The organism is Treponema sp. J25, from assembly GCF_004343725.1.
Classification (GTDB): Bacteria; Spirochaetota; Spirochaetia; order Treponematales; family Breznakiellaceae; genus J25.
In genome coordinates, this window is record NZ_PTQW01000030.1 from 1 (window position 1) to 12408 (window position 12408).

At 49.6% G+C, this 12408-nt stretch carries 13 protein-coding genes; 1 reads left to right on the forward strand and 12 read right to left on the reverse strand.

The annotated features are described in order from the left end of the window. Positions 1–44 precede the first annotated feature (44 nt). The 12 genes from C5O22_RS09440 to C5O22_RS09495 all read right to left on the reverse strand — a co-directional run bounded on the left by C5O22_RS09440 (position 45) and on the right by C5O22_RS09495 (position 10859). Entirely contained in the window at positions 45–809 is a 765-nt protein-coding gene (locus tag C5O22_RS09440) for a DUF92 domain-containing protein (RefSeq protein ID WP_165910481.1), read from the reverse strand. A gap of 23 nt (positions 810–832) precedes the next feature. Continuing rightward, positions 833–1534 (reverse strand): diacylglycerol/polyprenol kinase family protein, encoded by a 702-nt coding sequence (locus C5O22_RS09445; protein ID WP_132781231.1) that lies wholly within the window; start codon positions 1532–1534, stop codon positions 833–835. A gap of 158 nt (positions 1535–1692) precedes the next feature. Then, positions 1693–2946: a glycoside hydrolase family 18 protein gene (locus tag C5O22_RS09450; protein WP_132781233.1), complete on the reverse strand. Its 1254-nt coding sequence runs from the start codon at positions 2944–2946 to the stop codon at positions 1693–1695. Positions 2947–3094: 148 nt separating this feature from the next. After that, positions 3095–3841, reverse strand: a complete 747-nt coding sequence (locus C5O22_RS09455; RefSeq protein ID WP_132781235.1) for a carotenoid biosynthesis protein — start codon at positions 3839–3841, stop codon at positions 3095–3097. 3 nt (positions 3842–3844) lie between these two features. After that, the gene (locus C5O22_RS09460) at positions 3845–4849 is read right to left on the reverse strand and encodes a phytoene/squalene synthase family protein (protein ID WP_132781237.1); all 1005 of its coding nucleotides are present in this window, start codon (positions 4847–4849) and stop codon (positions 3845–3847) included. Further along, positions 4850–6343: a phytoene desaturase family protein gene (locus C5O22_RS09465; protein ID WP_132781239.1), complete on the reverse strand. Its 1494-nt coding sequence runs from the start codon at positions 6341–6343 to the stop codon at positions 4850–4852. It abuts the gene before it with no gap. A gap of 41 nt (positions 6344–6384) precedes the next feature. Then, positions 6385–6828 carry a hypothetical protein gene (locus tag C5O22_RS09470; RefSeq protein ID WP_132781241.1) on the reverse strand — a complete coding sequence of 148 codons (444 nt, stop codon included), beginning with the start codon at positions 6826–6828 and terminating at the stop codon, positions 6385–6387. 62 nt (positions 6829–6890) lie between these two features. After that, entirely contained in the window at positions 6891–8024 is a 1134-nt protein-coding gene (locus C5O22_RS09475; RefSeq protein WP_132781243.1) for an NADH:ubiquinone reductase (Na(+)-transporting) subunit F, read from the reverse strand. Positions 8025–8033: 9 nt separating this feature from the next. Then, positions 8034–8627: an Rnf-Nqr domain containing protein gene (locus C5O22_RS09480; RefSeq protein ID WP_132781245.1), complete on the reverse strand. Its 594-nt coding sequence runs from the start codon at positions 8625–8627 to the stop codon at positions 8034–8036. Further along, complete coding sequence (locus C5O22_RS09485; protein WP_132781247.1) at positions 8624–9283, reverse strand: NADH:ubiquinone reductase (Na(+)-transporting) subunit D; 660 nt, start codon at positions 9281–9283, stop codon at positions 8624–8626. Before C5O22_RS09485 ends, C5O22_RS09480 begins: the two co-directional genes overlap by 4 nt. Further along, positions 9280–9897, reverse strand: a complete 618-nt coding sequence (locus C5O22_RS09490) for an RnfABCDGE type electron transport complex subunit G (protein WP_132781249.1) — start codon at positions 9895–9897, stop codon at positions 9280–9282. Before C5O22_RS09490 ends, C5O22_RS09485 begins: the two co-directional genes overlap by 4 nt. Beyond that, entirely contained in the window at positions 9894–10859 is a 966-nt protein-coding gene (locus tag C5O22_RS09495) for an RnfABCDGE type electron transport complex subunit D (RefSeq protein WP_207895372.1), read from the reverse strand. Before C5O22_RS09495 ends, C5O22_RS09490 begins: the two co-directional genes overlap by 4 nt. 326 nt (positions 10860–11185) lie before the next feature. Here C5O22_RS09495 and C5O22_RS09500 point away from each other — a divergent pair, with 326 nt between their 5' ends. Further along, positions 11186–12007: an NAD(P)-binding domain-containing protein gene (locus C5O22_RS09500; protein WP_165910483.1), complete on the forward strand. Its 822-nt coding sequence runs from the start codon at positions 11186–11188 to the stop codon at positions 12005–12007. Positions 12008–12408: the final 401 nt, after the last annotated feature.

The window sequence follows — 12408 nt, forward strand, 5'->3', positions numbered from 1 at the left end:
ATTTTATTTTGAGGCATTACGCATGTATACTTTTCGGATCTTTGTTACCCCTGACTTATGGCAAACCAGACAGAAATGGTCACCGTTACTGTTAAGATTGAAAGGAAATTCACCATATCATTGTTCATCCAGGGGATTCCCTTGATAAGCCTATTTTTCAGCGAACCTGAAAGGGGCCGTTCTACCACCCGTCCTGTCTGGGCACAACGATATTGAGCCTGTAGGGTAGCTCCCAAAATTGAATCTACGAGGGAGCCCATAAAGCCTCCGATAAGAACGGGAGTCCAGAATCGTGGCGCCAGGGAAGGATCTACAACAAACACCAGCGAGGCGATGAGCAGGGCCCCCACAAAAGAGGCCGCAAAGCCTATAAGGCTTACTCCTCCGGAAATTCCCCTTTCTAGGGGTTTTAGATTGATGATAGATCGAGGCTTTCGCCGGCTTAGAATTCCTAATTCACTTGCCCACGTATCGGCAGTGGCCGCTGCAAAGGATACAAAAAAGGCCACTAAAAAAAGAGGCTCTTCCGTAAGGGCATATAAAATAGAACTCCCCATACCAACTCCGCCATTGGCAAATACCTGGACAGCGTCCCGTCGGTCACCCTTTTCATGAATCCTCTCAATTCCAAGCCGTTCTTTTTGTTCCCGCCGAATACGCCCTACCACGGTGGAAGAAACAAAAAATGCGGCCAGTACCGCAAGGCCACCAAGACCGGTGCTCACAAAAACCACTGTCCCCAAACCAAGTCCTGCCAGGGCCCCTTCAGTAGTGACGGTTTTTGTAAGCCAGGCTATAAAGGCCGCCACCGCAAGAACTGAAAAAACAAAAATTAGATGTTATTGATGGGTAAGGGGGAAAGATAATGAAAATACAGGGCCGTTCCTAGAGGAACAGTAAGATTATCGGTTCCAAAGGGAGAAAATACTTCCAGATAGGCCGCAACAAGACCGGTTCCCAGGGCTCGTCCCAGCGCTAAAGACACCGTACTGTTTGGTTCAAAGACCATGGTCATGATAAAGACCACTACCGTGGAGACACAAAACATCGCCACAGTACCGGCCAAAGATTTGCGGGAGCCAAAAACGGTACCCGCTGGGCTCCGGAGTGCCTCACCTACCAGGGCCGCAAGACCATCGCCCCAGCCCAGCACCAATATAGCCGTTCCTGCCACCCATTTGGGCATCAAGCCGTTCCATGCGGCAAGGACTAAAAGCAACAGGGAAATCGGAAAATACACGGTGCCGTAATTGTGTCGGGAATCATCGTTGTTCATGCCTCTGAACACATTTAGTCGGATACTGAGCCAATTAAGCACAATAAACACCGCCGGCCCGAAGCTCGCGACAAAGGGACTTTTCATCCAGAACATGGCAAAAAGCCACCAGTGGGATACGCCAATATGCACCACCTTCCGGCTTGTTGCGGAAGATACTATTCCGCCTCTTGATAGAAAACCAGCGAACCCAATAAGCAAAAAGACGTACATAAAAGAACCAACGAGACCTATGAGGTCCTGAATAGATGAGTTCATAATTATTACTAATATTATACATATTATACAATCAGGAGCATAAGAAAAGAAGGCAAGATATAAATTTTCTTAATTCTTTTTGCATTTTACAAAAAGGACCCCCATCAACCCAAACAAAAAGGCCCCCTTTTCGGGGGAGCCTTACTTAAAATAGTATCTTACTTTATAAAAGGTTGAGCGAGAGATTCGAGCAATTCCCCTTCTATGTCATGACCGTATTCCCAGTACATGACCCCTTTACATCCATATTTCTCGGCATACTGGGCCAATTCCTGTAATGACTGAGGATCACTGTAGGTAATAAACTCATCCCCATTGTAAATAAACGGAGCCTTTGCAACATCATCCCAGTATCGCACAAAATTCCGGGAAGAATTAAGAAGTTTTTTAATATCTCCATAACTAATACCATCAAGATAGGTTGCTTCTTTATATTTTTGGAAAAGGCCATTAGTTTCGCCTTCAGGAACCCCTTTCCATCCTCTCCCGTAAAAAGCTGCTCCCAGCACTATTTTATTCGCGGGAACCCCTGCTGTAAGGTATGCTTGTACCGCCTGGTCGGTGCTCCACCCTCCCCATGCCGGATCTGCCGGATTATTGTACAAGTTAGCGGTATGTCCTGTGGTAGCGCTCCAGGAGCCATAATAATCATATGACATAAGCTTCATACTATCCACAATCTGGGAAATAGCAACGACATCTAACTTTTGAACAAACCAGGTACTCGCCGGAACCGCCACTGAAAGGGTATATACTTTCCCTGTTTTTGAGCCCAAAGCGTTCAAAGCAGTGCGTAAGTCTTGCAACAACCATACATAACTATCCTTATCCTCTGGTCGTGTTTTGATGGGTAAGCCCCAATCAGGACCAACAGGATATTCCCAATCAATGTCCACACCATCAAGATTATATTTTTCTAACCAACTAAGAACATTCTTTACGAATTCACTTCTCAGTTTTGGGTCGATAGCCATATCAGAAAATCCATCGGCCCCATAACCACCTACTGAAATGCTTACCCTTAGATGTGGATATTTTTGTTTTACTTCTTTTACTTCATCCCAGAGGGTACTAAAAACGGGTGCTCCTGGATTTGCCGGATCAGGCTCCATATCTTTGATATATATAGAAGAACCGTCTCGTATCAAAGCAAAAGCAATAATAAGATCGGTAAGATAGTTTCCTTTAATATTTTCTGCTTTCCAGTAAACTCCCTTTTTCATATCTTCCACAGTAGATCCGAGGGGCCAGGTTCTTATATAAGCTTCTACTAAGACCTTTGGATACTTTATAGGAACCTTTTGTTGGACTCCGGCATTCTGTGATGTAAGGGTAGTACACGAAAATAAAATTAGAATCCCCAATACTCCTCCTCCTATTGCTTTCCATAGGTGAGCCACAAATTTTCTCATACAAACCTCCTATTTGTTGTTTCAGTGAACAAATTTAGTCTAACCCCTGTTTAATAAAATGTCAATTTTTTTATTCAAACGACATTTCTTTCAAAAGCAGTTCTAAAAATGCACGGCTCTGAATGAAAGAAGAAAAAACTTTTTATTTTCAAAAAAGGATGAGACCTCCCAGGGCAAGTCCCACACGCAGAAGGATAAAAAAGACGGCCTGGATAAGGATGTAGCCCTGTACCAACAGAGACGTAGGCTCCTTCTTAAAAAACCAGGTTGGTAAGGCGGCACCCAAGGAAATCAAAAACCAGGAGGCATAGTTTTTAAGGGGGATATCTCCACCGGTCCAGGTCCAGTAATCGAGCCGTATAGCCAGGGGTTCCAGGATATAATCAAAGAGCACACAGAGAAGGGCCGTGAGCAATGCGCCTATGGGGGCGTAGCGAATCCGGAAGGTGCCCCGCACAAGGCGAGAAAAACCCAACACCACGAGCACCCAGTTAAAACCAATGATGGGGGGAACCCCAAAAATATGGGTTCCGAGCACCGGGCCGTAGCGGTAGTCCCCAAAGATTGCCCCCGTTGCAACCCCAATTGCCTCAAGGGCAAAGGTAATCACAAAAGTAAGCAGGGCCCAGAAAAAAAGGGCCTTCCCCTGTTCCCGTACCGTAAGGGCAAAAACCACAAGTCCTCCCACTAAAAGAAGGTAGGGAGTAAAAAGCAGCATCAACGAACGGGTAATGGGCAGGAGATGCCCCCAGAGGCCCACAAAAAAAATAATCCCCAGAATAACAAGTAATAGGCTCTCCATTTTTTGAGAACCAGCGTCGAACAATTTAGAAAATAGGGGGGCTTTTTTTATTTTCTTGGGCTCTGCTTTCTTTTCATTACCGATGAAATCCATAGTTCACACCTTCCAGCCCCTCAGCATATTGAGGAAAAACTGCGTAATAATTCGGGTTTTGCCGGGCTTCACTTTTCTTTTAAAAACCACGAGGGGATTTTTCTCTATCTGGTCAGCGGTCCAGAAGTACATATCCGCGGCGGTCATAATCGGAATTCGATAGCGGTAAGGAATATACCGATATCCCCTAACGGCTCCCCGTTGCCACTCCCGATACCGATTCAAATGTCCCCGGAGCCAGGCCGCAAACCGTTCAGGATGGGTTTGGGCCCAGGAGGGATCCGTAATTTCTGCCACTTCCCCCTCAAGAGGAAGATAGCGGCGTCCCAACGTACGGTCCTCTTCCACATCCCGGATAAAGTTGATATATTGCATGGCCCGCCCCAAAAGACGGGCTGGCTCATGGGCCGCTTCGGGAAGTTCCATACAGCGGCTCATGAAAAGACCTATAACCTCGGCGGACCCGTACATGTAGGTAAGACATTCTTCCAGACTGTCGTAACGATTCTTTGTAAGGTCCGCCTCCATAGCATCGAGAAAGGCCACCGTCCAGGCTGGATCAAACCCCACCGCCTTTCCCAGGTCTACAAAGGCATCTATCACTGCCCGGTCTTCCGGAGCAAGGCCCTGCGGGGGCCCCTCTGTAGACGGTACCAGAGCCTCCTCAGAATTTTCCACAGCGATGTGTTTTGCAAAGGAAGAGCCCCCGGAAACAAAGCCAGAGGCTCTGCAAGACGGGTCTTCTCCCGCGTAGGACCGCCGAGAAATACTACCCAGGGCCTGCTCCGTGTAGGTCCGAAATCGGTAAAAGCCCTCCACATCTTGGGGCTGGGAATCCACAAAGTCGTCGGCCCGGCGAACAAAGGCATACAGGGCAAACACCCGTTGTCGCAGTCGGGGGGGGAAAAAGCGACTTGCATTAAAGTAGGTTTTACTCCCCCGTCGGAACGTAGCTTCCTGATAGGCCTTTAGCGGTAAAGCGCCTGCTGTTTCTGGTATATGTTCCACCTAGCCCTTCCCCTTTAGATACTCATCCACAATGGGAGCCACCACCTGGGAAGCAATAAAGGTCATGGGAACCCCTACTCCCGGATGGGTGTACTGACCTGCAAAAAAGAGCCCCCGGATCTTTTTACTTCGCATGGCAGGACGGAACACCGCGGTCTGCCTCAGGGTATGGGCCATGCCCAGGGCAGTCCCTTTAAAGGCATGATACGATTCGGCAAAGTCCCGCTGGGAAAAGAGCCGCTCCACCTGAATATACGGCCGAATAGTAATTCCCAGCCGTCGTTCCACATGGGTTAGAACCCTTTCGTAGTAGGCCCGCCGGACCTCATCGGTGTCGGAGAGTCCCGGCGCCGTGGGAACGAGAAGAAAGAGGTTTTCCTTACCGGGGGGCGCCGCCCGGCGGTCGGTCTTAGAGGCCGCCGAAAGGTAAAAACAGGGATTTTCCGGCCAGGCGGGTCGTTTAAAAATGGTATCAAAGTGACCGGTCCAATCGTCGGAAAAATATAGATTGTGATGGGTTAGTTCGGGGATTTCCCGGTTCAATCCCAGATAGGCAATAAACATACTCGGCGCAAGCACCGCCCGGTCCCAGTAGGAAGGGCTATAATTGGCCTTGTTTCGATCCAGAAGTTCCCGGTCCGCATGGGCATAGTCACCGCACATAACCACCGCATCCAATCGATACTCCCGATGCTGGCCATCCTTAAGGGCCCGAACGGACACCGTCTTCCCTTCCCCCTCATCAATATGGGTAACCTCGGCGCCATACTCTATGGAGACACCCAACTCGTTACAGAGTTTCACCAGGCCCTCCACAATGGCATACATACCACCCACGGGGAAATAGACCCCATCGGCAATATCAAGATAAGAAATGAGCGAATACAGGGCCGGGGCATTGGTAGGACTAGCACCCAGGAAGACCATGGCATACTCCAGGATTTGCCGGGCCCGAACATCCTTAAAATAACGACCCACATAGGGATCCAGGGCCTGGAATACGTTGAGCCTGAGCCCTTCGGTCATGAGGCGTTTGTTTAAGAACTGGAACACGTGGCGGTATTCCCGGTACAGGAAGTCCTTCATGGCCGTATCGTACTTGTATTTGGCGTTCTGGATATAAGCTTCTAGACGCGGGCCACCACCGGCTTCAAAGGTTTCGAACAGGGCCTTCGTTTGTTCAAAATCGCTGGTTATCGTAACCGGCTCGTGCCGTTCAAAATGGACGGTATAGTGGGTTTTAAGCTTTACCAGATCATAGTATTGGGACCGTTCCTTCCCAAAGAGCGCAAAGTATTGGTCAAATACCTCGGGCATAAGGTACCAGGAGGGCCCCATATCAAAGGCAAAGCCATCCTTTTCCCAGAGCCGCGCCCGTCCTCCCGGGGAATCGCATTTTTCCAGGATAGTAACCCGGTAGCCCTCTTTTGCAAGCAAGGCTGCGGTAGTAAGCCCCGCAAAACCCGCCCCGATAACCATCACCTGTTTATCCATGGAGCCTCCTTCCTTTTTGTAAATTCCGCCTTTTTCGCATCCTAGCCCAAGAGGCGTTTCAGCACCACCGGGTCAAGTCGAAAGGGACTCCCCTCCCCCTGGCAAAAATGGTGTACCCGCAAAAGATGGATGGAAAGATCCGAATAGATGATAGAATCTTCCCCTCTTTGCACCGAAACAGCATTTTTATGGTACAGCCCATCCCCGTAGGGACAGGGAAGTTTTCCCCGGGCTTCGTCGCTTTTTACCAGGAACTGTCCTTCCACGGTAATCGGTTCACCCAGGCCTTCGGCCCCCTTGCGAGCAAGGGTTTCCAGTCGATCCGCCACCTGATCAAAATCGAGGGCCAGGGCACGAAAGAGTTCCTCATCGGCGGCGATAATATCGCTTAATGGCCGCGTATCCTTTCCAAGGAAACCCACGCTGGTTAAGACCCCGGGCTTCATCCTTTCGTAGGCCGCCCGTTCATCATAATTCATCTTCATGGATGCACTCCCCTTTTACACGCCTATTGAAATGCCCCCGGCCTTTCAATAGGCTTTTATCCTTACGCAAACTTGTCGTAATAGATTTTATCCTGACTGATGCCGTTGGCGGTCATAACCTTAACACAGGCATCAATCATACCAGGACTTCCACAAAGATATCCCTCCATGGGTTTATCTTTGCCGATCTTTTCTTTAAAGTAGGAATCGAGCACAGCGGTGATAAGCCCCACGGGACCGGTCCAGGCATCTTCAGGCTTTGGTTCTGAAAGGGCCGGCACAAAATGGAAATTAGGGAAGCGCCGCTCCAGGTCCGCCATTTCATCCAGATAGAACATATCCCGCCTGGAGCGGGCACCAAAGAAGTACCAGATCTCCCGGTTTGTCCACTGGCCAGTCTGGGCCATGTGGTTCAATATGGATTTAAAGGGAGCCATACCAGAGCCACCGGCCACAAAGATCATGGTCGCATCCGTATCCCGTACAAAAAATTCACCGAAGGGACCAACCACTTCAACCGGATCCCCTTCTTTAAGGTACTGATGCACCCAGGTCGTGGCGATACCGCCGGGAACCAGCCGAATAAGGAGTTCGATGTGTTCCCTGTCCTGGGGCGTGGAAGACATGGAATAGGCCCGCTGAACGCTTTCTTTAACATCCCCGTAGGGAGGTACCACAAGTTGGGCGTATTGCCCCGGCGTAAAGGAGATACCCCCGGCGGCGATTGCTTCGTCGGAAAGCCGGAGGTACACCTCCTTTATGTCATAGGTGAGGTTTCGGATTTGTTCTACGGTAGTTTTAAATTTACGGACATTAAAAAGGGCCTCCGGCAATTCTATGGCAATATTTTTTTTCACCTTGATCTGGCAGGAAAGCCGCACATTACGAGCCACTTCTTCACTATTTAAATAGGGAAGCTCCGTGGGCAGGTGGGGGCCCACATCGGAGAGCACCCGAACCTTGCAGGCCCCGCAGGAGCCCCGGCCGCCACAGGCGGAGGGCACAAAGATATTCTGAAACGCCAACGTCCCCAGCAGGGGACTCCCGCCTTTCACGGTCAGGATCTTCTTACCCCCATTTATATCGATATTCACTTCACCATAATCGTTCACAATCCGGTCAGTGATAGAAATAACCAGGGCCAGAACCGATGAAATTAGGCCCACCACGAGGGGACCGAGCAAAAAAGGACTCATGGGCACCTCCTACTGAACATTGAGCATACCGGAAAAACCAATAAAGGCCATGGCCATAAACCCAATGGTGATGACGGTGATACCGGCCCCCTTAAGCCCCGCGGGCACCGGCGCAGCATCAATCTTTTTCCGAATTGATGAAAGGAGCATGATGGCAAGCCACCAGCCCACACCGGATCCAAAACCAAAACTCAGGGCCTGCCAGAAGTTGTAATTCCGGATTTGCATAAAGAGAATGGCCCCCAGAATGGCGCAGTTCACCGTAATAAGGGGAAGAAATATACCCAATGCAAGGTAAAGGGCCGGAGACAGGCGATCTATCAGCATTTCCAAAATTTGAACAATAGCCGCAATAACAATGATAAAGATGATAAAGGAAAGGTATTCCAGCCCCAGGGGCTCTATGACCAGTTTCAGCACCGTCCAGGAAACCACCATGGTGATGGTCATGACCACGGTGACCGCGAGACCCAGGCCAAAGGAACTTTTCTGGTCCTTGGAGATGGAAATAAAGGAGCACATGCCGAGGAAATTTGCCAGGAGGATGTTGCTCGTAAAGACCGATGCAAAAAGCAGGGTTATCGGATGCACCACGGGAGTCATTTTGCCTCTCCTTGTTTAGCCTTAGCGGCAATTTTCATGTTCTCCTGCAGGGTTTTAGCTCCCCACATGACCAGGGCCACGAGGAAAAAGGCGCTGGGGGCCATAATCATGATGGTCCAGGGAGTAAAGGAAGCTCCCAAGAGGGCGCTCAGCACGGGAAGACCGAAGAGGCTACCGAACCCCAGGAGTTCCCGGACCACCGCGATCAGCATGAGCACCGCCATGTAGCCGAAACCGCTCGTGAGTCCGTCCCAAAAAGAAAGGAGCGGCGGGTTGGATCGGGCAAAACCCTCTGCCCGGCCCATGATGATACAGTTGGTGATAATGAGCCCCACATAGGGCCCCAGGGAACGGGAAATATCCGGTAGGTAGGCCCGGAGCAGTATATCGATAATGATGACAAAAAAGCTGATTACCAGGACCTGAACAATCATGCGGACCTTGTTCGGAATAAACTTATTCATAGCCGAAATGGTCATGCTGGAAAAGGCGGTGGTCAGGCTCACTCCGATAGTCATGATAGCCGTATTGGTAAGGTTGTTGGTTACCGCCAGGGTCGAGCAGATACCCAATACCTGGATAAAAATAGGATTATTCCACCACAGGTTCTGCACAAGTATTTCTGCGGCGGGTCCCCGTTTTTTTGCTCCGCTCATCGCAAGCCTCCCTGATCCCGCAGTGTTTCAAACACCCGGATCTCCCTGTTTACAATATCTTGAATTGCCTGGCTCGTCCGGGATGCGCCGGTAACCCCATCCAGTTGGCTATTGTTCGGGTCCGGGTCCCCCTTCCCGCTTCCCTGGAGAACCACAATTCCCTCCGGTCCTATTTTCTCGCCCCTGAACTGGGCCTGGAACCAGCCTTCATCAATGCGCCCACCCAGTCCAGGCGTCTCATTGTGGGACACGATTTGGAAACCCTCAATCCGTTCCACCGCCTCGTCCACCGCGAGTATGGCCCGTATGGTCCCCCAGAGACCGGGACCTGTCACCATGGCGGCATAACGATTCTGGTTGTCCACCGTTGCTTTATAGATAGTCCCCACATCGGTCTTAAGCTCAGTCACCTGGCTATTGTAAAGGGAATCCACCTGGGATGGAGCTGAATAGGCAATACCCAGGGCCGCTAAAATGGCAGACCGCTCAGAAAGCCTCCGGTTTGCCGCAACCCGATCCTTGGTAAGCTCGTTCGCCAGGGCAAGAAAAAACACAAAAACCATACAGATAACAAAGGTAAAAAGCACCGTATAGAGCATACCATCCCGCTTCATTTGGCGCCTCCTGCATCTTTTGCAGAACCCGCAGTATTCACAGCTGCGGCTGCGGGGGCGGCCTTTTTGCCTCCCACAAGGTCATCAAAAAGGGAAGCCGCGGTATTCCCCAGAAGGACCGCAAAACTGGTTCCCTCGGGGAAAAGCGAGAAGGTTCGGATCAGCACCACCGAAACACCGATGACCATTCCATATAGCCACTGGGCAAGGGGCTTTTTAGGGGCGCTCACCGGATCGGTAGCCATAAAGACCGCCACAAAAAGGAAACTTCCCACAAGGAGACTTTCCATCGGCAACGCCTTAGCCACGCCGGCGAGGAGCAGGGAACCGGTGAGCAGCACCGCCGATCCGATGGTAGACACCATAAGCCGCCAGCTTGCAGTTTTTGTTGCCACCAGGTAAATACCCGCAAGAACTATCAGGATTACGGAACTTTCACCCAAGGACCCCATACGGAAACCCAGAATTGCGTTAATAACCGAAATGGGCTCCCCATGACGGAGTTGAGCCAGGGGCGTGGCGGCGCTCATCCCGTCCACCGGATAGCCCCAAAGCCCCGCAGCGGCTCCGAAATTGCCGGCCTGTACAAAACCTGCCTGCATAATCGTGGCAAAAGAAATGTACACAAAGAGCCGCCCTGCGATGGCGGGGTTAAAGATATTCCGGCCGAAACCGCCATACACTTCCTTGGCCATGAACACAGTAAAGATAATTCCCACCGCCACAATCCAGAGGGGAACCACCGGCGGCATGGAAAGGGTATAGAGGGCACAGGTAACGAGAACCGCCTCGCTTACCTTTTTACCCCGTTTTTTTTCAAAGAAATACTCCACCAGAATCCCCAGGGGAAACACCACCAGAGCTATCCAGAGAGGACGCAGGCCATACAGATATATAGAAAACAGAAATATAGGCGCAAGACTATATAAAACCTTGCGCATAATAGGTTGTTTTTGAAACAAGGAGACCTCCTTTCGGATACAGTATAGTGAAGAATAAAGAATTATCAAGTAAAATTTTCATCATTCTAAGAATAATTCTCAAAAATAATTCATCCCTGTTTTTTTCATTTTTTGAACAAAGAAGCATCTATCACCTGTAGTGAACCAGAGGGATTACAATAAATGCCCTTAGGTTCTGAAAACAAAACCTTTGTCCCTTGAGGGAAAAACAAAATTCAAGGTAAAATATACGCACATTTTACTCTGGGCTGAAACAATTCACGATGACAATGAGGAGTCAACCTGTAACCAATAAAGGGAAAAGGGGATGTTGTGAAGGGGCCACAATGAAAACTAAAATTGCAATTATCGGCTATGGAAGCATGGGCAAGATGCTTCTTGAAAAGATAATCGGTGCGAAAATAATTCCGGAAAATTATATATACCTATCAAACAGGACCTTAGAAAAGATAAAAATATTAAAAGAAAGGTATAACATACATATTTGCGATACAAATGTGGAAGCTGCAAAGAACGCGGACCTTATTTTTTTGTGCATTCGTCCCACAGACATAAAAACAGTATTAGAAGAAATAATAACGGTAATAGATAAAAAGACCCATATTATTTCATTAAATGGGAGTATTAGATTCGAACAACTTGAAAGAATATGCAGGGAAAACAAAATATCAAAAATAATTCCAAGTGTAACCGCTGAAATAAACGAATCCCAGACATTGGTCTGTCATAACAAAAAAGTCGCAGAGAAAGATAAAAAGACCCTCATGAAAATACTAAAAAGTTTTGGTGACGTTATAGAATTACCGGAAGAAGAACTTGGGATGGGAGCGGAACTGGTCAGTTGTATGCCCGGTTTTATCGCCGCTTTATTCAACGAAATAAAAAAGGAAGCACAAAAACACACCAACATAACAGAACATCAAATAATAGCCATGCTCGCTCACACCATGGTTGGGACCGGCAGATTAATTATCGAAAAAAACATGACCTTTGAAGCAGTAATTGAAAGGGTAGCAACAAAAGGCGGCATAACCGAAGAAGGGACCAAAATTATAGAAAGAGATTTTCCAGAAGTGGTAGAGAAAATGTTCAACAAGACCCTCGAAAAAAGAAAAATCATAGCGGAAAACGTAGAAAAAAGCATGTGATAAGAAATAATGAGGGGGAGCACCACACCGTCCCCCTCTCAGCTTAGCCCGCACCAGACGGCCGCCTCGGCCGTCGCGGCTCCCCCCTCGCGCCTGCTTCCTTCGCCGCTTCGCCAGCCCCTCCCGGGCCGGGCGTCCCGCCCGGCCCATTACCCCAGCCCCACGGCTCAGGCGATCAGGCGCTCCCCCCACTCCGGGCTCACCCCCGGCGGGGCCCTTCTCAGGGCCCCGCACCAGGAGCTTTTTTGCCGATGGGGGCGCTCCCTCCAGGCCCCAGTGGGCGTCTTTTGGCCCCTTCCCAGCCCATACCGCCAGCTTTTTTGGGGGCCCCTCTCCCTACTACCCCACCGCACCCGATTTCACCTCCCAGCCTTGCCTTCCCACACTCCCTGTGCTATGGT